Below are 19,646 nucleotides of genomic sequence, written 5' to 3' on the forward strand. Positions count from 1 at the left end.
TCCATAAGGGTGTTCGCAATCAGACGGGGGAAGGGAAGGGTCAGGCGGCCTGGGAGGTCGCGGCGCGGTGGGCCAGCTCCTGGCGGACCAGCGGCAGGACGTGACGGGCGTAGTCGATCGCGTCGTTGAGCGGGTCGTAGCCGCGGATGGAGAGCAGGTCGCAGCCGATGCCGACGTAGTCGAGCAGTGCCTTGGCGACCGTCTCGGGGGAGCCGACCAGGGCGGTCGAGGCGCCGGCGGCGTTGGTGGCGACCGCGGGCGCGGTCCACAGGCAGCGGTCGTGGACCTCGCCGCGGTCGGCGATGTCGAGGAGGCGCTGGGAGCCGACGTTGGCCGGGCGGCCGGTGGTGCGGTAGTGGCGCAGCAACTCGGTGTTCTTCGCCTGGTCCTTGAGCACGCCGAGCGTGCGGTGGGCCTTCTCCCAGGCCAGTTCGTCGGTCGGCGCGATGATCGGGCGGAACGACACCCAGATACGGGGGTGCGGGCGTCCGGCGGCATCCGCGACCGCGTTCACCGCGGCGATCTGCTCGGCCGTCTCCTTCAGCGGCTCGCCCCACAGCCCGAAGATGTCGCCCTGTTGCCCGCCGACCCGGTAGGCGTCCTGGGAGGAGCCGCCCACCGAGATCGGGACCAGCCCGTTCACCGGCTTCACATCGGAGTAGTAGCCCTCGAACTTGAAGTACGTGCCCTCGTGCGAGACGGGTCCGTCGGCCTGCCACACCTTCCTCAGGATCTGGATGTATTCGTCCGAACGCTCGTACCGCTCCTCCTTGTTGAGGTAGTCGCCCTCGCGACGCTGCTCCTCGTCGCTGCCGCCGGAGATGATGTGCAGGGTGAGCCGACCGTCGCTGATCTGGTCGAGGGTGGCCAGCGCGCGGGCCGCGTGGGTGGGGAAGATGACGCCGGGACGGTGGGCGAGGATCGGGCGGACCCGCTCGGTGTGGGTGGCGACGAACTGGGCGATCTGGAAGGCGTCCGGCGAGGCGGAGTGATAGGCGACCAGGGTGTGGTCGAAGCCGCCGTCGTCCAGGGCGCGGGCGTACCTGCGCAGGTGGTGGACGTCGAGGCCGGTCCGGCTGGACGCGGCCGGGCCCGAGGCCCCGGCGTCGGTGTGGACGGCGCTGATGAACTCGACAGGCATGAGGGCTCCTACGTGACTACTTGAGAAGGGACGTGTCGGAGGACTTGGCCACGTCGACGTTCGGGTCGAGCACGCCGATGCCGTTCATGAGGTCGGCCACGGCCTGCACGGTCCTGTTCACGTCCGGGGTGATCGGCAGGACCTCGCCGTAGGCGGCCGAGGCGAGGGTCTGCGCGACGGTGGCGTCGGCGCCGTTGCGCTCCTCGATGGCCTTGGCGTAGGCGTCCTTGTGGGTGCTGGTCCACTTGAGGGCCGTACCGAGGCGCCGCAGGAAGTCGGAGAGGGCCGTCTTCTTCGAGGAGTCGGCGAGGGCCTTCTCGGAGGCGTTGACGTATCCGATGCCGCTGACCCGGCCGTCCGCGCCGTCGACGAGGAGCTTGCCACCCTGCTCCAGGCCCACGGCCTGGTAGACGCCGAAGGTCGCCCAGATCTTGATCTTCCCGGAGGCGAAGGCGGCCTGTGCGTCCGTCGGCAGCAGGTACTGGACCTTGACGTCCTTGTAACTCAGCCCGTTCTGCTTCAGCACGTTGGCCAGCAGATACTCCGAGACGCTGCCCTTGGCCGAGGACACGACGACCTTCTGGCCCTTGAGGTCCTTGACGCTGTCGATTCCGGAGTCCTTGCGGACGACGATGCCGACATGTGTGCCGTCGTTCTTCAGCGCGGCGATGTTCTTGATCTTCACTCCGCCGCTGAGCGCCTGGAGCGCCGGCAGATCGGCCGAGAAGCCCGTGTCGGCGGCGCCCGCCTGCACCGCCTGGTAGAGCGGGGCCGCGCCCTCGAACTCGGCCCACTTCACCTTGTACTTGGCACCTTTGAGCGCGTCGGAGGCGGCGAGGATCGTCTGGAGGGTCTTGGCCTGGTCGCCGATCGTCAGGGTGACCTGCTTCGACGAGGAGGCGTCCGCCGAGGAGTCCGCGCCGCAGGCGGTGAGCGCCAGCAGGGCGGAGAGGCTCAGCGTGGCGACGGCGATTCTGCGGATCACGAGGGGGTTCCTTCCAGGGTGTGGGTCACGCCGAGCCAGTTCAGGAGGCGGGCGCGCAGGGTCACGAACTCGGGGGCGGTCAGATCACGGGGGCGGGGCAGCTCGACGGTCAGCTCGTGCGCGATACGGCCCTCGTCCATCACCAGGACGCGGTCGGCGAGCAACAGCGCCTCCTCCACGTCATGGGTGACCAGGAGGATCGCGCAGCCGTGCAACCGCCAGAGCTCGGCGACGAGTTGCTGCACCTTGCCGCGGGTCAGCGCGTCCAGGGCCCCGAACGGCTCGTCCAGGAGCAGCAGTTCGGGCTCGCGGACGAGAGCGCGGGCGAGCGAGACACGCTGGGCCTGGCCGCCGGAGAGGGTCTTGGGCCAGACACCGGCACGCTCCGCGATGCCGACCTCGTCGAGCGCCCTGACGGCGAGGGCCTTGTCGGGCCGCCCGGGCAGACCGAGGACGACATTGCGCCACACCTTCAGCCAGGGCAGCAGCCGCGGCGACTGGAAGGCGGCACTGCGCCGCGCGGGTACGGTCACCTCGCCGCCGATCTCGTCGTCGAGCCCGGCGAGGATCCGCAGCAGCGTCGACTTGCCGCAGCCGCTGTGTCCGAGGAGGGCCACGAACTCGCCCTCGCGGATGTCGAGATCGAGGTCGTGCAGGACCGTGTTGCCGTCGAAGGCCCGCGAAAGCCCCCGTATCTCCACGCTGTTGGGCATCTCTAGGCCTCGCCCTCGAAGTTGGCCCGCCAGGTCAGCAGGCGGCGCGACAGGATCCGTACGGCGAAGTCGCAGGCCAGGCCCAGCAGGGCGTACACGACGAGGCAGAGCACGATGACGTCCGTGCGGAAGTACTGCTGGGCGTTGCTCATCAGATAGCCCAGGCCCTTGTCGGCGTTGATCTGCTCGGCGAAGACCAGCGCGAGCCAGGCCGTCGACAGCGCGTACCGGAGCCCCACGAGGGCACCGGGCAGCGCGCTCGGCAGGATCACGTACTTGATCAGCCCGAGCCGGCCGAGGCCCATCATCCGTGCGGCCTCGACGAGTTGGGCGTCGGTGGAGCGGATGCCGCCGTAGATGTTGAAGTACAGCGGATAGGTCACACCAAGTGCGACCAGCGCGATCTTCGGGGTCTCCTCGATGCCGAACCAGACGATGAACAGCGGGATGAGGCCCACCCAGGGGATCGCCCGGAACATGCCCATCGAGGAGTCGATGACGTCCTCGCCGAGCCGGAACAGACCGGCCAGCAGGGACAGGCTCAGGGCGATGCTCGCGCCGATCGCGAAGCCGATGGCGGCGCGGCGGCCTGACGCGGCGATGGCGCTGGGCAGTTCACCGTTCTTCGTCAGGTCGACGGCCTGGCGTACGACGTCCACCGGGGAGGCCAGCACGGACTCGGGGAGCACCCCGGTGGCCGACGTCAGGAACCACAGCAGGACCAGGCCGACCGGGCCTGCCGCCCGGCGGACGGAACGGGGCACGGTGAAGCGGCGGCCGGTCCTCGCGGTGCCGCGGATGGTGACACGGGCGGACTGCTCCGGCGCCTCGGGGAGGTCCTGCTTCGACAGCACCCCCGCTGCGAGCGGTTTCGTCGTCATGGCGGGTTCCTTCACGAAGTCAGGAGTCAGGAGGGCGACGGACCGGTCCCGGCCGGCCGGTCGGGGTCGGCGGACCAGGCGGACCAGGAACCGGGGAAGAGAACCGCCTCGAACCCGGCGATCTCCAGCGCCGCGATCTGGTGGGCGGCGGTGACGCCCGAGCCGCAGTAGACGCCGATATGCGTGGACTCGGTCGCGCCCTTGCCCTCGAACCTCTTGCGGAGTTCGTCGGCGGGCAGGAAGGTCCCGTCGGGTGCGAGGTTCTCCCCGGTGGGCGCGGACACCGCGCCCGGGATGTGTCCTGCCCGCGGGTCCACCGGCTCCACTTCGCCCCGATAGCGCTCGGCCGCCCGCGCGTCCAACAGCAGCCCGTGGGCCGCGAGTTCGGCGGCTCCGTCGGCATCGGTGACGGGCAGGCCGCCGGCTCGCAGGACGACGTCCCCGGGCCGGGTCTCCGCCGGGACACCGGACTCCAGCGGCAGTCCGGCCGATCGCCAGGCCCCCAACGCCCCGTCGAGCAGGCTGACATGGGCGACGCCGGCGTACCGCAGCAGCCACCAGGCCCGTGCCGCGGCCGTGTTGCCCAAGTCGTCGTGGACGACGACCGTTTGGCCCTCGCGCAGGCCCCACCTCCTGGCGGCAGCCTGCAGCTCGGCGATGTCCGGCAGCGGATGCCGCCCGCCGTGCGGGGTCGGCGGCGCGGCCAGCTCGCGGTCCAGGTCGACGTAGACCGCGCCCGGGATGTGGCCCTCGGCGTAGTGATCGCGGCCGTGCGGGTCGCCCAGGGCCCAGCGGACGTCGAGCACGAGCGGAGGGGCGTCGGAAGCGAGCCGCTCACGCAGCTCGGAGACGGTGACGGTGACGCTCATGCCAGATCCCCCTCGGCGATCGCGGGGAGCTCGGCGGACAGCCGCAGCCGCTCCAGGAACAGCACGATCGTCGCGGCGGCCGTACGGTGCAGGGCGTCGTTGAGGACGTCGTGCCGGCCGCCGTTGAAGAGCACCGTCCGTACCCCGCCGTACGCATGCAGGGCCTCGTCGACCGGGCTGACCACGTCGTCCTTGCCGTGCAGGGCGAGCACGGGCACCCGAACCAGGTCCAGCCGCAGCTCGGGCAGGTCCGGGGTGACGTCGAGGGCTCCCCGGCGGAACTCCGGGTCCTTGGTCAGGCGGCCCTGGTGCGTGGGGCAGGCGGTGCGTGCCTCGACCTCGGACTGCCAACTCCCGGACGCCCAGGGCGCGGTGGGCAGGCCGGCCAGGATCAGCGCGTCCAGGCCCGCGGTGTGCTCGGCGGCGAGGTGGGCGGCATACCGGGCACCGGTGTCCGAGCCGACCAGCACCTTCGGGCCGGGCAGCGACTCGTCGGCCAGCAGCTTGGCGGCCTCGTCCAGCACGGACGGGTCGGCCGAGGCGTCGCCGAGGGCGCGCACCCGGTAGGCGTCGAAGGCGAGCCGGCGGCCGAACCGCTCGTACACACCGCCGTGTTCACCACGCCCTGCCAGCACGATCAACGTGCCGCGTGCGGCGAAACCTTCGGGTTCGTCCCAGGAGGAGGGTGCGGACATGAGAGGGCAACTCCCTTTCGGGGCAGGGGACATGCGGGGGACAGGCAGCCAGAAGGGCAGACGGGAACGGCTGTCACGTGTCAGCCGGGAAAAACGACGGACGTGATCAGCTCAGCAAGCGGCGGAAGGCCGGAGGGCAGTCAGCGACAGCGCGCGCTGCACGCCACGCCGAAGTCGATGACTCGGCGCTGCGTCAGAAGGGCAGCGGAAGTGGTCGCGTGCAACATGCGCCCATCATGACCGGCCCTGACCGGCCGCGTCCAACGATGATTCCGCATCGAAACCGATCAGGGATCGCGATCGATCGACGTCAGCGGCTACTGTCGCGGCATGTCCCGACCCGTCCTCGACATCGTGGCCCTGCGCAGCCTGACCGCGATAGCCGACTGCGGCGGCTTCCACCGTGCCGCGCAGGTGCTCTCGCTCAGCCAGTCGGCGGTCAGCCAGCATGTCCGCAAGCTGGAGAAGACGCTAGGGTGCCCGGTCGTCGAACGCGAGGGCCGGCGCACCCGGTTCACCCCCGAGGGCCGGCTGCTGCTGGAGCAGGCCCGCCGCATCCTCGCCGTGCACGACGAGGCCGTACGCGCCCTGCTCGACGCGGACGGCGACACGGTCACCGTCGGGACCACCGAGCACGCCGCCGACCAGTTCCTGCCCCGGCTGACCGCCGCGGTCCAGGAGGTCCGTCCCGGCTGCCGGGTCCGCTTCCGCATCGACCGCTCCGCGCGCCTGGTCGAGGCCGTCGAGCGGGGCAGCGTGGACGTCGCGGTCTACGTCACCGAGGCCGCCGCCACCGAGGGCACGCGGGTCGGCGGGCTCCCGCTCACCTGGCACGCCGTCCCCGGTTGGGAGCCGCCGCCCGCGCCCGCGCCCGTCCCGCTGGTCGCCATCGAGGACCCCTGCGCCCTCCGCCGCCGTGCGATCGCCACCCTCGCCGCCCACGGTGTACCCGCCGCGGTCGTCGGTGACGCCGGCTACCTCGCGGGCGTCCTCGACCTCGCCCGTACCGGCCAGGGCGTCGCCCTGCTCGCCGCGGTCGGCCCCGCCCCCGACGGCCTCACGCCCTACGAGGGCCTGCCCTCGGTCACCCCCATCCCCATGAGCGCCCTGGCCCGCCCGGGCGCGGACCCGGCGACGGCGGAGGCGGCCTTCGAGGCCGTACGGGACCTGTTGCGCGAGGAGTGAGACGGGGCGGCGTCGGTGCCGCTCGACCGAAGTTGACGTCGGCAAGGGCTGACCGCCCAAGGGCCGCCCCTTTGCGTCGCCCACCCGTCGGCGAACACCGAACAGCTCGGCATCCTCGCGGAACGCACCGCCGAGGACCCCGACGGCGCTCCCGTCGTGATGATCGACTCGCCGGACCACATCGAGCTGATCGAACACGCCACTCGCGGTCACGACGTCGCGGTGAAGACGTGCCTGGACTTCGACGCCTCCCTCTGGCTGGCCGGCGGCCGGATCCGGATCGGCGCGAAGCGCACACCGATCCGGACACCCGAGCAGGCGGCCGCGGCAGCCAGACGTGTCCAACGCAGCCCCTCCGCACGCCTGGTGGGGGTGATGTCGTACGAGGCACAGATCGCCGGACAAGGCGACGCCGTCCCCAACCGCCCGCTTTTCAACCGGGCGATCCGGCTGATGCAGGACAGATCCCACCGCGAGCTGCGGGAACGACGCGCACTCGCGGTCGAGGCGATCTCGGAAATCACGCCGCTCGACTTCGTCAACGCAGGCGGGACGGGCGACCTGGAGCTGGTCACGAGCGAGCCCGCCGTCACGGAAGTCACCGCTGGGTCCGGCCTGTTCGCGCCCACCCTGTTCGACCGATACTCCCGGTTCACTCCGCAGGCCGCCGCGTTCTTCGCGCTGCCGGTCGTGCGCCGCCCCGGCCCCAGGACGGTGACCGTGCTCGGAGGCGGCTACGTCGCTTCCGGCGTCCCCGGCTGGGACCGAGCGCCCGCGCCGACCTTCCCCGCCGGGCTGCGGTACGACCGGGCCGAGGGTCCAGGAGAGGTACAGACGCCGTTGCACGGTGCCGCCGCGGAGCGACTCGCGCTCGGCACCCCCGTCTTCTTCCGCCACGCCAAGGCCGGTGAACTGTGCGAACGCTTCAACGAACTGCACCTGGTCCAGGACGGGAGCATCGTGGACGTCGTCCCGACCTACCGAGGAGAGGGCCGCTGCTTCCTCTGAGTTCGCCGCCCGAAGACTCGTCCCGACCCGTACAGGCCACCTGGGTCTGGTCGCGGCGCAGGTCCGCTTACGATGCGGAGGAGATCGAAGCCTGTCCGTTGACCGGGAGCCGAGCATGGATCTGCGGCAGATGGAGGTCGTCGTCGCGGTGGCGGACACGGGCGGCTTCACGGCCGCCGCGCGGCGGCTGCACGTGGTCCAGTCCGCCGTGTCCGGCACGGTTCGCGCCCTCGAACGCGAACTGGGCACGCCCTTGTTCGACCGCACCACGCACCGCGTCGCCCTCACCCCGGCCGGCGAGGCGTTCGTCCCCGCCGCGCGTGCGACACTCCGGGCCGCCGAACTGGCTCGGGATGCGGTCGACGCCGTACAGGGGCAGCTGCACGGACGGGTGACGGTCGGCACGATGCAGGGGGTGTGGGCGGGACTCCACCACGCCCTGGCCGCGCTGCGTGCGGAGCATCCGGGCGTGGTGGTGCGGCTGCGGCAGGCGGCCGTCGCCGACATCCGGCAGGCACTGCGCGAGGGCACGGTGGACCTGGCCGTGGTGGCTCTGGACCGCCAGCAGCAACGCGGGCTGACGACCCGTCTGCTGTCCCGCGAGGAGATGGTGCTGCTGGCTTCTCCTCGGCGCGTGCTCCCCGGCGGGATGCCGAAGGGCGAGGTCCGGCTCGCCGACGTCGCCCAGTTGCCGTGGGTGGACTTCACCCCCGGCTGGGCGATCCGCTACGCGGTCGACCGGGCCTTCCGGGCGGCGGGAGCCGAGCGCAGTACGACGTTCGAGGTGAACGACATCGTGGCCGCCGCTGAACTGGTCCGCAATGACCTGGGTGTCTGCATCGTTCCCCCCTCGATCGGGGACCGCTTCCCGGACCTGCTCCAGTACCGCTTCGACCGGCACGCGCCGCACTGGAAGGTCATGGTGGTCCGACCTCCCGGCGAGGCACCACCGGCGGTCGCCGCGCTGCTGCGGCACATCAACTGACCGGGCGCTGCTCAGCCGGCGACGGAGACGGTCTTGTGCTGGTCGGCGCGGCGCTCGGTGAGCCAGTACAGCAGCACCAGCAGCGGCAGGGCGGCGCCGAGGACGCTGACCGCGCCCCAGCCCCCGTCGCGGTAGGCGATCGAGCCGACCTGGGAGCCGAGGGCGCCGCCGAGGAAGAAGGTGGCGATGAAGGCCGAGTTGAGGCGGGCCCGGGCACCGGCGTCGAGCTGGTAGATGGTGTGCTGCCCGAGGATCAGCGTGGTCTGCACGGCCATGTCGATGAGGATCGCGGCCAGGGCGAGAGCCACGATGCTGTGCTGCGCGAAGCCCGCGACGGCGAAGGCCACGGCGGCGACGGCGAAGGCGAGGCCGGTCATGGGACGGGTGAGCCCGCGGTCGGCCCAGTGTCCGGCGAGCGGGGCAACGGCCGCACCGGCGGCACCGACGAGGGCGAAGAGGCCGACGCCGACGGGGGAGTAGTGGAAGCCCGGGCCGGTCAGTACGTAGGAGACGGTGGTCCAGAAGGCACTGAACGCGCCGAACATCGCCGCCTGGTAGAGGCCGCGACGCAGCAGCGCGGGGTGGGTGCGCACCAGCGTGACCGTGGAGCGCAGCACATGGTGGTACCGCATGGTCGTGGTGGGGGCCTGCCTGGGCAGCGCGAAGCGCAGGGCCACGGCCAGCAGGGCCATCATGACGGCGGAACCGAGGTAGACCACGCGCCAGCCGGCGACGTCGGAGACCAGGCTGCTGAGGGTGCGGGAGAGCAGGATGCCGGTCAGCAGGCCGCTCATCACCCGGCCGACGATCCGGCCACGGGCGTGGTCCGGGGCCAGACTCGCCGCGAACGGGACCAGGATCTGGGCGACCACCGACGTGCCACCGCTGATCAGGGAGGCGACCAGGAGCATCGGGAACCCGGTCGCCAGGCCGGCGGCCACCAGCGCGAGCGTGGTGACCGTCAGGAGAGCCGTGATCAGGCTTCGCTTCTCCAGCCGGTCGCCGAGCGGGACCAGAAAGAGCATGCCGATCACATAGCCGACCTGGGTGAGCGTGATGAGCAGGCCCGCGGTGGCCGTCGTGATGTGGAAGACGTCCCGCAGCGAGGACAGCAGGGGCTGCGCGTAGTAGAGGTTGGCGACGGTCATGCCGGAGGCCACGGCCAGCAGAGCGACCAGCCAGCCGGGGACGCCATCAGGGGCGGGCGCCCCGGTCGCGGCGTGCTGCGACCCACGCGGACCGGAGGAACGAAGCTCGGGTGACTGGGACATGGGACCTTCTTCGCAAAGGACGAGCCGGAACGGGTTCGCCGAAGAGACGTGACGGCGCTGGAGCGACTTCCTTGTTGCTCTCACCGGAATCAAGCACGCGTCGCCCTCCCCGGCTTCCCGCTTCTCTGCGATGGATCTGGATATCTGTTGTCTCGACTGCAGATGACCGTCGGACCGGCCGCGACCAACGCGTTGCGCCCTTTCCCGAGGTCCGCCTCCGTCCGAGCGCCCTGCCGGGAGCGGTGTTCAGCGCCGGGCTGCCACGGCGGCCGAGGCCGCGGCCAGGATGCGGTGCAGGACAGGGACCGGGATCGCCGGGTTGGTGACCGCGTCGTTTGCCGTTTGGCGGTCGTGCAACAGCTCGGCCAGGACACGGGCGGGCAGCCGCGGATTGCGCACCGCGGTGTCGCGGACGTAGTCCTGCGGGTCGTTCAGCAGCCGTACGGCGTCGGCCGGTGAGAGCCTGGGGTCCTGAGCCGCGCGGCGGCGCACTTCGGCTTCGGGATCCCGGGCCAGGCGTGCGACGTCGGCCGGTGTCGACTCCGGATCCTCCAGGGCCAGGCGGCGCATCCGCCCGCTGGGGTCGGCGGCGTGGCGCAGCAGGCCCGCACGCGGGAAGTTGGGGTGGTTGCGGGGCCGGCCGGGGTGGCTGAAGCTGCCGTCCCACCACCGCCAGACCTCCAGCAGCATGTCGGCCGGGGCGTCCTCGCACGATTCGGCGAGGAACAGGCGGACCACCCGGTCCTCGTCCCGCGCCAGGCGCGCCACGACATCCGGCGGCAGGTACCGGGCTCGGGCCACACTGCGGCGGACCAGCGGGTGGGACGACGCGGCGAGACGCCGCATCGCCTCGGCGTCGCCGTGCAGCTCCTCGACCCAGGACAAGGTGCGCGACATCGACGTCGGGTCGAAAGCGTGGCGCACCGCCCCACGTTGCTCCTCGGTGAGATCGGGTCGCAGGGCCACCGCGGAGCGGATGTCGTCCTGCGCGTCCTGCGCCAGTACGGCGACGCCGTGCGCGCCCAGGCCCGGGTTGGCGGCAAGCGTCCGACGCACATCCGCGTCACCGTTCCTGACCAGTTCCGCCTCCAACTCGGGCGTGAGGCGGCACCGTTCGAGCGCCTGCCGGGGGTCGGGCAGGGCGGCGAAAACGTCACGAGGCATGGGTACGTCGGTGTGGTGGGCGAGCAGCGCAGCCGTTCGCACCTCGTCATCGGAGTCGGCCAGCAGCCGCCGGCGCAGCGGCGCGGCGAGCTCCTCCCACCGGGCACAGGCCGCTGCCCGCACCCGGGGATCGGCATCGGCCGCGAGGCCAGGCAGGTGCCGTGCGGGCAGCCCCGGGAGTTCGGCGGCTCGCGCGCGGGACGGGCCGGCGAGGAGGTCGCCGTACAGGTCCTCGGGCAGTTCGGCGCCCCAGATGCGGGCGTGCTCCGCCCACAGCACGCGTCGATCCGGCGACGGCTCGGCACGGATCAGTCGTACCCACTGATCGGACGAAAGCTTGGGCCGAAACGTGTCGGCGGCCCTTGCCCGCACCTTCGGATCGGGGTGCGCCACGGCGGCATCGAGAACGGCGGGCCGGTCGCATCCGTGCAGGAAGCCGTCCACCACATCCAGCAGCCGGATCAGCAGTTCGTCCGTCGCGGCCGGGTTGAACCCGATCCCCTCCGCCCAGTGCAAAGGCCACGCGCGGGGGCCGGGTACCGCCGCCCACACGTTGGCCCGCTCGACGTCCGTCTCACGTCCGGCGGCCTCGGCGGTCTCCTCCAACCGCATTGGGAGTCGGTCGAAGGCCGTCACCCGAGGCCCGCCTGCGTCGGGCACCTCCGCCAGCAGCACCTGCCCGTCGAGGGAGAGCGCCACGAAGCCGGGGACACCGGTCAATTCCGGCACGCCGCTCCCGGTGTGCCGGACCCGGGTCCACCAGGCGTCGTTGCCGCCGATCCGATGCCGATGGACGGCCATGAGGAACTCGCCGTCGACATCGCGAAGACGCCGCCACCACGCGGCATCGAGCGCTTCCCGGACCACGCCGTGCGGCGCCGCGATCCCCCGTGCGATCCGCCAGCCGGCCTCGGGCGGGAACAGGCTGCCCGGGGGCACGTCCTCGACGACCGTGAGGCCGGCGCGGGCGAGTAGTTCGTGGAGTTTCTCCTGGCGCTGCACGCGATCATGATCTCCGCCGACCCGGCGGGGGACAAGGCCCTCAGCCCAGACCCTGCGTCCGGGAAGCGGCAGGGCCGTGGACAGCGCGGCCAGTGACGAGCAGGCCGGCGCCCTGGAGCGCCTCGCCTGAGCCGGTCCCGGGAGATCGGGTGAGTCAGTCGGGGCCGCTCCAGTCGAAGGGGAAGTGCTTGCTCGACTTGCCGGAGCGGTCCCAGGAGAAGCCGAACGCGTCCGCGCGGTCGACGGTGGCCCGGCCCCACGTGGCGACCTGGCCCGGCCCGACCTCGGCGCCCGGGGCGTTGTGGACCTGGACACGCGCGCCGTCCGGGGTGGTCGGGCCGGTGAGCGCCTCGGCGGACGCTGTGACCCGGCCGGGGATCTCGGCCCGCCAGGTGGCGAGGTCCTTGTCTATCTCGACGTGGATGGGCGCGACGTCCATACCGCGCATCTCGGGGTGGAACATCTCCCCGAACTGCGCCGGCCAGCCACCCGCCTCGCCGCCGAAGACGGCACCGAGCGCACCCCGCTGCTGCTCGTCGGCACGTTCGTCCAGGAAGACCGCGGCGAACGGGTCGCTGTGCTCGCCGGCCCACGGGTTGCCGGTGAAGGAGCCGAGCATCAGGACGTTGAGGCCGTCGAGCCGGACGTCCCCGTAGCTGCCCTCCCGGATGTGCCAGATCAGCACGCCTTCGCAGTCACCATAGGTCGGGGGCTGCGCGAACGTGCACGGGCAGGGGATGGCGCACTTGCACACATCGAACCAGTCGCCGGCCAGATGCCAGCGCGTGGCGGTGGTGGCCTGTTCTGTCATCTCGCTTTCCTCCTGCCGAGCCCCAGGAGCTCATCGGAGTGGCGAGACCGCGTGTGCCGAGCCCGGTCCCGGGATCGGGAAACGGCCTCTCTTCCAGCTTGCACCTCCCGTCCCCGGTGGGGAACCCGGTCACGCGCAAGAGATCACATGCCGTCCATCGAGGGCATCGAGTCCTGCAGTCCGGGAAGCAGCCAGTCCTGGAAGGGCGCGAGCACCGCCAGGACCAGGAATACGACGCCCACGGCACGGGCGAGCAGTGGGCCCCGGGACCACAGCTTCTCCACGAAGATCACCACGGCGAGCCCGGCCATCGCAGCCACGTTCATCACGCCCAGCGGCACGAGGACGACCATCAGCCCGGCGCAGCAGCCGACGCAGTAGGCGCCATGGTGGAGGCCCACCCGCAGATCGCGGGCCGGGCCACGGAAGCCGGAGTAGCGCACCAGGTGGCCCAGGGGGTCGCGGCAGTGCCGCAGGCACACGGACTTCAGGGGGCCCAGCTGGTAGAGGCCCGCGAGCAGGAAGGCGACCGAGCCGATCCAGCGGCCGGCCGTGGGGTGATCGTCCACGAGACGACCGGTGAGGGCCAGGGCGGCGTAGGCGAGCAGCCCGAACGCCATCCACACCAGCAGATATCCGGCGACGAACTCGACGGTACGGGCGGTCCGGGCCCAGCCGGAGGACTGCCGGCCGATGCCGCGTACCCAGGTGATCGCCACCGGCGCCATGGACGGCAGCATCATGGCCGCCATCATCGTCACCCACAGCACCAGGAACAGCGGCAGCGCCATCCCCATCGTGCCGGGCTCGACCCCCATGTCCCGGGCCTGGCCGATCGTCAGCACCCAGGCGGGGGCAGCGATCAGGACCACGAGGAACCAGGCGGCCGCGAGATCCCGCGTGGGCAGCAGACCCCCACCCGTTCCGGTCGGAGCGACCGACCGGCCGGCTACGAGAGCGGAACTCCGGCTGTGACGCATCGGCGTGTTCTCCTGCGGCTCCTTCCAGGAGAGCATTTCCCGGCCGCCGACGCGACCCGATGCGGCACCGGCTTCACGAAGGTCTCACCGCGTCCCCACGCCTGCCCGGGCAGCGGCGGCCCGACGAGCTCCACGCATTGCCTGTCGGGTGGCCCCACGGGCGCGGACCACGACAGCCACGGCGACCGTGTCCTGTCGCTACATGTCGTTGACGATCAGGGCCGTGCGGCCGTCGTGAACAGGTGCCGGCGGCCCAGGCGGCCCGCAGGGCCTTGTCGAGATCGAGCTATGGCCAACTCGGGACCGAAGGCCGTTAACCTGGCAGCATGATCGAAAATCTTCCGCCGTGTCCGAAGTGCTCGTGTGAGTACACCTACGAAATGAATGCCCTGGTGGTGTGCCCGGAGTGCGGGCACGAGTGGGCTCCCGCCGAGGCGGGCGCCGTGAGTGGGGACACGGCGGGGGAGCGGGTCGTCAGGGATGCCGTCGGCAATGTGCTCCAGGACGGCGACAGTGTGGTCGTCGTCAAGGCGCTCAAAGTCAAGGGCAGCCCCTCGGGCATCAAGGCCGGTACCAAGGTGCGCAACATCCGGCTGGTCGACGGCGTCGACGGGCACGACATCGACTGCAAGGTCGACGGCTTCGGGGCGATGCAGTTGAAGTCCGGCGTGGTCAAGAAGGCCTGATCCGGCCGGGGCCGTGCGCGGGGAATGCAGGGGTCGCCGTCTGATGCGGAATTGCAAAATTTAGCAATTGGTTAGATGCTGTGTTGGCTGTGCTCGCAGGTAGCCGCGGGCACAGCCTTTCGCGTCCGCCCCTGGGGTGGGGCTCGCAGGGAAGCCGAGGGGTCGTGTCCGTTCCGCTGTACCAGGCCAAGGCCGAGTTCTTCCGGATGCTGGGGCATCCCGTGCGGATACGGGTGCTGGAGCTGTTGCAGGGGGGACCGATGCCGGTCCGGGGCCTGCTCGCTGCCATCGAGGTGGAGCCCTCCGGCCTGTCGCAGCAGTTGGCGGTGCTACGTCGCTCCGGGCTGGTCACCTCGACGCGTGAAGGCTCGAGCGTCGTCTACGCGTTGGCGGGCGGGGATGTGGCCGACCTGATGAAGGCCGCCCGGCGGATCCTCACCGAGTTGCTGGCCGGGCGGAACGAGCTGCTGGCCGAGCTGCGGGAAGCCGAGGTGGCCGGACGATGACCTCGGTGTTCAGCGGAGCTTGGGGGCGGCTGGTGTCGCTGCTGCCCGGCCGTGATGACCTCGTCGACGTACGGCGCGACCCGCGACGGGATCTGCTGGCCGGTCTGACCGTGGCCGTCGTGGCGCTGCCGCTCGCGCTCGGCTTCGGGGTCTCTTCCGGGCTGGGCGCCGAGGCGGGCCTGGCGACCGCCGTGGTCGCGGGTGCCCTCGCCGCCCTGTTCGGCGGGTCCAACCTTCAGGTGTCCGGCCCCACCGGCGCGATGACCGTGGTCCTCGTCCCGATCGTGGGCCGGTACGGGCCGAACGGTGTGCTGACCGTCGGGCTGATGGCGGGGATCATGCTGGTCGCCCTGGCCGCGTTGCGGGCCGGGAAGTACATGCAGTACGTGCCCGCGCCGGTCGTCGAGGGCTTCACCCTCGGCATCGCCTGCGTGATCGGCCTGCAGCAGGTCCCCAACGCCCTCGGGGTGCCCAAGCCCGAGGGCGACAGGGTGCTCGTCGTCACCTGGAGGGCGGTCGAGGAGTTCGTGAAGGCCCCGAACTGGACCGCCATCGGCTTCTCGGTCTCGGTGGCCGCGGTCATGCTGGCCGGTGCCCGGTGGCGGCCCGCCGTCCCCTTCTCCCTCCTCGCGGTGATCGCGGCCACCGCCGTGGCACAGGCAGCGCACCTGGACGCGGCGACCCCGATCGGTGACCTGCCGGCCGGGCTGCCCGTGCCCTCCCTCGCCTTCCTCGACCTCGGTTCGCTCGGCACCCTCCTCGCACCGGCGGTCGCGGTCGCCGCGCTCGCCGCGCTGGAGTCCCTGCTGTCCGCGTCCGTCGCCGACGGCATGACGGTCGGCCAGAAACATGATCCGGACCGCGAGCTGTTCGGGCAGGGGTTGGCCAATATCGCCGCCCCGCTGTTCGGCGGCGTACCGGCGACCGGCGCGATCGCCCGTACCGCGGTCAATGTCCGCACGGGCGCGAACTCGCGGCTGGCCGCCCTCACGCACGCCGTGATCCTCGCCGTGATCGTCTTCGCGGCGGCCCCGCTCGTCTCGAAGATCCCGCTCGCAGCGCTGGCAGGCGTGCTGCTGGCCACCGCGATCCGCATGGTCGAGGTCGGCTCGCTGAAGGCGATGGCCAAGGCGACCCGCTCCGACGCGCTGATCCTTCTGCTCACCGCCGGCGCCACCCTGGCGCTGGACCTGGTCTACGCCGTGATCATCGGTCTGGTCGTGGCAGGCGCCCTCGCGCTGCGTGCCGTGGCCAAGCAGGCCCGCTTCGACCAGGTGCCGCTGGACCGGGGCGACCACAGTGCCGAGGAGCACGCGCTGCTGGCCGAGCACATCGTGGCGTACCGCATCGACGGGCCGCTGTTCTTCGCCGCCGCGCACCGGTTCCTGCTGGAGCTGACCGAGGTGGCCGACGTCCGGGTCGTGATCCTGCGCATGTCCCGGGTGTCGACCATGGACGCGACCGGCGCCCTGGTCCTCAAGGACGCGGTGGCCAAGCTCAACCGGCGCCGCATCGTGGTCATGGCCTCCGGCATACGGCCCGGCCAGCGCCAGGTCCTCGACTCGGTCGGGGCACTGGACCTGCTCCGTGCGGAGGGCCGGGAGTACGCCACCACACCGGAGGCGATCAAGGCCGCTCGGGACCATCTGGAAATGGCGGGTGTCCTGCCCGCCCTCCCCGCACCCAAGGGCCACGTCACCAGCGAGGAAACCCTCCGATGAGCACTACTCCGGCGAGCTTGCGCATGGTCGAGGTCTCCGGCGCGGAGGCCCTGTGGCTGCTGGAAGGCAGCAGCGTCGGACGGCTGGTGTTCCAGCAGCGGGAGCTGATCGTCGTACGGCCCGCCCGACACGTGTGGGAGTACGGCCGGCTGATCGTGCGCACCCCCGTCCAGGCGGCAGCGGTCCCGGCGACGGTGACGTACCACGTGGACGAGGTCCGCGCGGTGCCCGGCACCGGCTGGACGGTCACCGTCCACGGCCCCGCCGACGTCCTCAGCGACACGGCCGAGTCGGCCCACCACCGCCGTACGCTGTCCGGCTGGACGCACGGTCCGCACGACGCGATCTTGCGCATCCACCCTCAGACGGTCAGCGGTTTCCGCCTCGCCCGGGGCTCGGAGGGCTGATGCCGACACCGCTGGAGGTCCTGCCGTACCGGCACGTGCTCACCGTGCCCACGCAGCCGTCCGCCGTCCGCGTGGCCCGCGAGACGGCCGAACAGGTGCTGGTGGAGTGGGGGATCGGGCTGCGTCACCCTGCCGTCGACTCGGCGCTGCTGATCCTCGCCGAGCTGGTCACCAACAGCGTCCGGCACGCCGCCGTCCGCTCGCCGACGGTGACCGTGATCTACGCGGCGGGCGCGGACTGTCTGGCCTTCGCCGTCCACGACCGACACCCCTACCGGCCTGCGCTGTACGAGGCGGTCACCGGCACCGGCACCGGGACGGGCGGGCTGGGCACCGTCATGGAGCTCGTCCTCGGCCTGGGCGGCACCGCCACCGTACGAACCGACGCCGACGGCGAGGGCAAGAGCATCTGGATCACCCTGCCCCTGTGATCGGACAGCACCCCCGACAGGCCACCCGCACAAGGAAGGTCAGCTTCATGACCATCGACTGGCGTTACACCGTCGAGGAGAACCTCGGCGTCCTCTCCGTCGCCGGCTACCTCGGCCCCGACGCCGTTCGCCGCTTCACCGGCGCCATCGGCTGGGCTGTCGCCCGCGGCACCGGACCGGTCATCGTCGACCTCGCCGAACTGCGCAGTTGGTCCGCCGAGGGACAGTTGGCCATCATCGAGGCGGCGCGCCGGCTTTCCGCAGCGGGCCGCGGCCTTGAACTCGCGGCGATCCCCGCCGACGGCTCGCTCGTCCCGGCGGGAGACGGCCCGGTCATCCCGGTGCACGCCGACCTGCCCTCCGCGCTCGCCGCGCACCACGCGGAACACGGCGAACCGGTGCAGGGACGACACGAGTGGCGCACGACCGGGTGGGCCGGCGGAGAACAAGCCGGTCAGTAGCACAGTCACCGGCGCGCACGATCACCGTGGCAGTGCCCGTGCGCTCACCCGTACCGCACCCAGCTCGGCCCCTGGATCGCTTCACCCGCAGGCGAAGGCCCCGTCGCCGTCTCGGACGGGTACGAGGGCCGATGCGTCTTCGTCCGTGGCGATGGCCACGTCCTCGGCGAAGCCCATGGCGAGGAGCTGCCGACCGGAGGCTGCCGTGGCGACCGCGTGCGCGAGGTCGGCGGTGGCCTCGTAGACCGCCTTCGCGGCGGCGGCCTCCGTCGACAGCGGGCCCGCGCCCTGGGCGTGCAGGTCCGAGATGAGGGCTCCGGCACCGAGCAGGTCCTCCAGCGCCGGGCGCAGACTGCCGTCCGGCCAGTGCTCGCCGGCCGCGATCACGGCGACGGGGCGGCCGGGGGTGCCGTAGCCGTGGGAGATCAGCCAGCCGCCGACCGCGGTGATGTTGCGCAGGCTGGCGCTGACCAGGCGGACGCCCGGCGGCACGGCGGTGGAGATGGCGGCGCCGTTGGGGGAGGGGAGGACCAGGCGGGCGACGAACGGCGCCGCGCGAAGGTGGCACGGCGACAGGGACCAGGGGTTCTCGGGGCTGACGGCGGAGCGGTGGACGGCCAGCCGGGCGCCGGACTGGCGGGCATAGGCCGCGGCGGCCCGCTCGATCGCGCCCCGCTCGTCCGCGTCGGCGGGGTGCTGCGGCCACCAGAAGGGAAGGACACGGGTGCCCTTCTCCACGGCCACGCTCACGGACGTGGAGAACGACAGCACGTCGACGACGACCAGACAGTCCGCCTCCGTCGCGAGACGGTCGGCTCCGGCCGGCCCCCATTCGAAGCGGACACCTGCGCCGGATTGAGCCGTCCAGTCACTCATCGAGGTGTCATCTCCCGCGCAGTGAAGCTCAGCTGTGGTCGGCGTCCCGGGCGGGCTCGGCGGGTCGGGGGGACGCACCGCCGAAGGACAGCTTGAGGAGTCGGTCGTTGCCGCAGCGCGGGCATCCGCCCTGCGGGCCGACGGCGGTGGGACGGCACTTGAGACGGCAGGCCGGGCACTTCAACCAGGTGACGCCGACGCCACGCAGCGGGGTGATCCTCACGCAAACCTCCCTCACACAACCTCAGTAATTGCTAACCTTAGCAATTACTGAGGTCATCACCGCTGGATTCGACGGCTTCCCTTCTCTGCGCGGATTCGGTCTGGCCGGTGCCGCAGGCGAGGATGGCCGCATGTTGTTGACGAGTGGGTGGATGCGATGCGTCGAGGGCCGGCCGGTGGGGCCGTGCTGTTGTGCGGGGGAGGGGACGGCCAGGTGAGCACGCCGCTGTACCAATTGAAGGCCGAGTTCTTCAAGACCCTCGGTCACCCGGCCCGTATCCGCGTCCTGGAGCTGCTGAGCGAGCGCGAGCACGCGGTCTCCGAGATGCTGCCCGAGGTCGGGATCGAACCCGCCCACCTCTCCCAGCAACTCGCCGTACTGCGGCGGGCGAACCTGGTGGTGACCCGCAAGGAGGGCTCGACCGTGTACTACTCGCTCACGAGCCCCTACGTCGCCGAGTTGCTCAGGGTCGCCCGCACCATCCTCTCCGGCGTGCTGTCCGGCCAGGCCGAACTCCTCGCCGACCTCCAGGCCGCACAGCAGGAGGCGAAGCCGCCGTCGTAGCGGCGGTCGCCTTCACCGCGATTCACCGCCAGGGCAAAGCATCGAAAAAGGTGCCGTAACTCCGCCTGCGGGAGGGCCTGT

At 71.7% G+C, this 19,646-nt stretch carries 22 protein-coding genes; 10 read left to right on the forward strand and 12 right to left on the reverse strand.

Annotated elements, in window-relative coordinates:
* Nucleotides 1-40: 40 nt before the first annotated feature.
* Genes ABZ848_RS38575 through ABZ848_RS38600 form a run of 6 tightly spaced genes read right to left on the reverse strand, consistent with a single transcriptional unit; the run spans nucleotide 41 to nucleotide 5,284 of the window.
* Nucleotides 41-1,141, reverse strand: coding sequence for an LLM class flavin-dependent oxidoreductase (locus tag ABZ848_RS38575; RefSeq protein ID WP_360839570.1), 1,101 nt, complete (start codon nucleotides 1,139-1,141; stop codon nucleotides 41-43).
* A gap of 16 nt (nucleotides 1,142-1,157) precedes the next feature.
* The gene (locus tag ABZ848_RS38580; RefSeq protein WP_360839572.1) at nucleotides 1,158-2,126 is read right to left on the reverse strand and encodes an ABC transporter substrate-binding protein; all 969 of its coding nucleotides are present in this window, start codon (nucleotides 2,124-2,126) and stop codon (nucleotides 1,158-1,160) included.
* On the reverse strand, nucleotides 2,123-2,839 hold the full coding sequence (locus tag ABZ848_RS38585; RefSeq protein ID WP_360839573.1) for an ABC transporter ATP-binding protein: 717 nt from the start codon (nucleotides 2,837-2,839) through the stop codon (nucleotides 2,123-2,125). Before ABZ848_RS38585 ends, ABZ848_RS38580 begins: the two co-directional genes overlap by 4 nt.
* A 2-nt stretch (nucleotides 2,840-2,841) precedes the next feature.
* A complete protein-coding gene (locus ABZ848_RS38590) occupies nucleotides 2,842-3,720 on the reverse strand; it encodes an ABC transporter permease (protein WP_360839575.1) in 879 nt (292 codons plus the stop codon).
* A 26-nt stretch (nucleotides 3,721-3,746) separates the two neighbouring features.
* Nucleotides 3,747-4,589 carry a sulfurtransferase gene (locus ABZ848_RS38595; RefSeq protein WP_360839577.1) on the reverse strand — a complete coding sequence of 281 codons (843 nt, stop codon included), beginning with the start codon at nucleotides 4,587-4,589 and terminating at the stop codon, nucleotides 3,747-3,749.
* The gene (locus ABZ848_RS38600; RefSeq protein ID WP_360839579.1) at nucleotides 4,586-5,284 is read right to left on the reverse strand and encodes a lysophospholipase; all 699 of its coding nucleotides are present in this window, start codon (nucleotides 5,282-5,284) and stop codon (nucleotides 4,586-4,588) included. The genes ABZ848_RS38595 and ABZ848_RS38600 overlap by 4 nt, the downstream gene beginning before the upstream one ends.
* 330 nt (nucleotides 5,285-5,614) lie before the next feature.
* On the opposite strand from ABZ848_RS38600, the gene ABZ848_RS38605 reads away from it, so the two are divergent.
* From ABZ848_RS38605 to ABZ848_RS38615, 3 genes are all read left to right on the forward strand, one after another.
* The gene (locus ABZ848_RS38605) at nucleotides 5,615-6,469 is read left to right on the forward strand and encodes a LysR family transcriptional regulator (RefSeq protein ID WP_360839581.1); all 855 of its coding nucleotides are present in this window, start codon (nucleotides 5,615-5,617) and stop codon (nucleotides 6,467-6,469) included.
* A gap of 156 nt (nucleotides 6,470-6,625) precedes the next feature.
* Nucleotides 6,626-7,477 (forward strand): amino acid deaminase/aldolase, encoded by an 852-nt coding sequence (locus ABZ848_RS38610; RefSeq protein WP_360839583.1) that lies wholly within the window; start codon nucleotides 6,626-6,628, stop codon nucleotides 7,475-7,477.
* A 115-nt stretch (nucleotides 7,478-7,592) separates the two neighbouring features.
* Nucleotides 7,593-8,462 carry a LysR family transcriptional regulator gene (locus ABZ848_RS38615; RefSeq protein WP_360839585.1) on the forward strand — a complete coding sequence of 290 codons (870 nt, stop codon included), beginning with the start codon at nucleotides 7,593-7,595 and terminating at the stop codon, nucleotides 8,460-8,462.
* A gap of 11 nt (nucleotides 8,463-8,473) precedes the next feature.
* Here ABZ848_RS38615 and ABZ848_RS38620 read toward each other — a convergent pair whose 3' ends face one another.
* From ABZ848_RS38620 to ABZ848_RS38635, 4 genes are all read right to left on the reverse strand, one after another.
* On the reverse strand, nucleotides 8,474-9,733 hold the full coding sequence (locus ABZ848_RS38620) for an MFS transporter (RefSeq protein WP_360839587.1): 1,260 nt from the start codon (nucleotides 9,731-9,733) through the stop codon (nucleotides 8,474-8,476).
* A gap of 246 nt (nucleotides 9,734-9,979) precedes the next feature.
* Nucleotides 9,980-11,899, reverse strand: coding sequence for a hypothetical protein (locus tag ABZ848_RS38625; RefSeq protein ID WP_360839588.1), 1,920 nt, complete (start codon nucleotides 11,897-11,899; stop codon nucleotides 9,980-9,982).
* Nucleotides 11,900-12,053: 154 nt separating this feature from the next.
* Complete coding sequence (locus tag ABZ848_RS38630; RefSeq protein WP_360839589.1) at nucleotides 12,054-12,710, reverse strand: DUF1326 domain-containing protein; 657 nt, start codon at nucleotides 12,708-12,710, stop codon at nucleotides 12,054-12,056.
* Between the two features lie 143 nt (nucleotides 12,711-12,853).
* Entirely contained in the window at nucleotides 12,854-13,690 is an 837-nt protein-coding gene (locus tag ABZ848_RS38635) for a DUF2182 domain-containing protein (RefSeq protein ID WP_360839591.1), read from the reverse strand.
* A 326-nt stretch (nucleotides 13,691-14,016) separates the two neighbouring features.
* On the opposite strand from ABZ848_RS38635, the gene ABZ848_RS38640 reads away from it, so the two are divergent.
* The 6 genes from ABZ848_RS38640 (at nucleotide 14,017) to ABZ848_RS38665 (ending at nucleotide 17,902) form a co-directional block, all read left to right on the forward strand.
* Nucleotides 14,017-14,376: a zinc ribbon domain-containing protein YjdM gene (locus ABZ848_RS38640; RefSeq protein ID WP_360839593.1), complete on the forward strand. Its 360-nt coding sequence runs from the start codon at nucleotides 14,017-14,019 to the stop codon at nucleotides 14,374-14,376.
* A gap of 164 nt (nucleotides 14,377-14,540) precedes the next feature.
* Entirely contained in the window at nucleotides 14,541-14,882 is a 342-nt protein-coding gene (locus ABZ848_RS38645) for a metalloregulator ArsR/SmtB family transcription factor (RefSeq protein ID WP_360839595.1), read from the forward strand.
* Nucleotides 14,879-16,603, forward strand: a complete 1,725-nt coding sequence (locus ABZ848_RS38650) for a SulP family inorganic anion transporter (RefSeq protein WP_360839596.1) — start codon at nucleotides 14,879-14,881, stop codon at nucleotides 16,601-16,603. The genes ABZ848_RS38645 and ABZ848_RS38650 overlap by 4 nt, the downstream gene beginning before the upstream one ends.
* Complete coding sequence (locus tag ABZ848_RS38655; protein WP_360839597.1) at nucleotides 16,600-17,010, forward strand: pyridoxamine 5'-phosphate oxidase family protein; 411 nt, start codon at nucleotides 16,600-16,602, stop codon at nucleotides 17,008-17,010. The genes ABZ848_RS38650 and ABZ848_RS38655 overlap by 4 nt, the downstream gene beginning before the upstream one ends.
* Nucleotides 17,010-17,441: an ATP-binding protein gene (locus tag ABZ848_RS38660; RefSeq protein WP_360839599.1), complete on the forward strand. Its 432-nt coding sequence runs from the start codon at nucleotides 17,010-17,012 to the stop codon at nucleotides 17,439-17,441. The genes ABZ848_RS38655 and ABZ848_RS38660 overlap by 1 nt, the downstream gene beginning before the upstream one ends.
* A gap of 47 nt (nucleotides 17,442-17,488) precedes the next feature.
* Nucleotides 17,489-17,902 carry an STAS domain-containing protein gene (locus tag ABZ848_RS38665; RefSeq protein ID WP_360839601.1) on the forward strand — a complete coding sequence of 138 codons (414 nt, stop codon included), beginning with the start codon at nucleotides 17,489-17,491 and terminating at the stop codon, nucleotides 17,900-17,902.
* Between the two features lie 81 nt (nucleotides 17,903-17,983).
* Here ABZ848_RS38665 and ABZ848_RS38670 read toward each other — a convergent pair whose 3' ends face one another.
* Both ABZ848_RS38670 and ABZ848_RS38675 read right to left on the reverse strand, forming a co-directional pair.
* Complete coding sequence (locus tag ABZ848_RS38670; protein ID WP_360839603.1) at nucleotides 17,984-18,778, reverse strand: 2-phosphosulfolactate phosphatase; 795 nt, start codon at nucleotides 18,776-18,778, stop codon at nucleotides 17,984-17,986.
* A gap of 28 nt (nucleotides 18,779-18,806) precedes the next feature.
* Nucleotides 18,807-19,001 carry a hypothetical protein gene (locus ABZ848_RS38675; RefSeq protein ID WP_360839604.1) on the reverse strand — a complete coding sequence of 65 codons (195 nt, stop codon included), beginning with the start codon at nucleotides 18,999-19,001 and terminating at the stop codon, nucleotides 18,807-18,809.
* 213 nt (nucleotides 19,002-19,214) lie between these two features.
* On the opposite strand from ABZ848_RS38675, the gene ABZ848_RS38680 reads away from it, so the two are divergent.
* A complete protein-coding gene (locus ABZ848_RS38680) occupies nucleotides 19,215-19,565 on the forward strand; it encodes a metalloregulator ArsR/SmtB family transcription factor (RefSeq protein WP_360839606.1) in 351 nt (116 codons plus the stop codon).
* Nucleotides 19,566-19,646 lie beyond the last annotated feature (81 nt).

It is taken from the genome of Streptomyces sp. NPDC047081 (genome assembly GCF_040643775.1).
Lineage (GTDB): Bacteria > Actinomycetota > Actinomycetes > Streptomycetales > Streptomycetaceae > Streptomyces.

Coding starts and splice junctions, on each gene's coding strand:
- ABZ848_RS38575 (WP_360839570.1), bottom strand. CDS start 1,141: ATGCCTGTCGAGTTCATCAGCGCCGTCCACACCGACGCCGGGGCCTCG.
- ABZ848_RS38585 (WP_360839573.1), bottom strand. CDS start 2,839: ATGCCCAACAGCGTGGAGATACGGGGGCTTTCGCGGGCCTTCGACGGC.
- ABZ848_RS38590 (WP_360839575.1), bottom strand. CDS start 3,720: ATGACGACGAAACCGCTCGCAGCGGGGGTGCTGTCGAAGCAGGACCTC.
- ABZ848_RS38595 (WP_360839577.1), bottom strand. CDS start 4,589: ATGAGCGTCACCGTCACCGTCTCCGAGCTGCGTGAGCGGCTCGCTTCC.
- ABZ848_RS38600 (WP_360839579.1), bottom strand. CDS start 5,284: ATGTCCGCACCCTCCTCCTGGGACGAACCCGAAGGTTTCGCCGCACGC.
- ABZ848_RS38605 (WP_360839581.1), top strand. CDS start 5,615: ATGTCCCGACCCGTCCTCGACATCGTGGCCCTGCGCAGCCTGACCGCG.
- ABZ848_RS38615 (WP_360839585.1), top strand. CDS start 7,593: ATGGATCTGCGGCAGATGGAGGTCGTCGTCGCGGTGGCGGACACGGGC.
- ABZ848_RS38620 (WP_360839587.1), bottom strand. CDS start 9,733: ATGTCCCAGTCACCCGAGCTTCGTTCCTCCGGTCCGCGTGGGTCGCAG.
- ABZ848_RS38630 (WP_360839589.1), bottom strand. CDS start 12,710: ATGACAGAACAGGCCACCACCGCCACGCGCTGGCATCTGGCCGGCGAC.
- ABZ848_RS38635 (WP_360839591.1), bottom strand. CDS start 13,690: ATGCGTCACAGCCGGAGTTCCGCTCTCGTAGCCGGCCGGTCGGTCGCT.
- ABZ848_RS38640 (WP_360839593.1), top strand. CDS start 14,017: ATGATCGAAAATCTTCCGCCGTGTCCGAAGTGCTCGTGTGAGTACACC.
- ABZ848_RS38650 (WP_360839596.1), top strand. CDS start 14,879: ATGACCTCGGTGTTCAGCGGAGCTTGGGGGCGGCTGGTGTCGCTGCTG.
- ABZ848_RS38655 (WP_360839597.1), top strand. CDS start 16,600: ATGAGCACTACTCCGGCGAGCTTGCGCATGGTCGAGGTCTCCGGCGCG.
- ABZ848_RS38660 (WP_360839599.1), top strand. CDS start 17,010: ATGCCGACACCGCTGGAGGTCCTGCCGTACCGGCACGTGCTCACCGTG.
- ABZ848_RS38665 (WP_360839601.1), top strand. CDS start 17,489: ATGACCATCGACTGGCGTTACACCGTCGAGGAGAACCTCGGCGTCCTC.
- ABZ848_RS38670 (WP_360839603.1), bottom strand. CDS start 18,778: ATGAGTGACTGGACGGCTCAATCCGGCGCAGGTGTCCGCTTCGAATGG.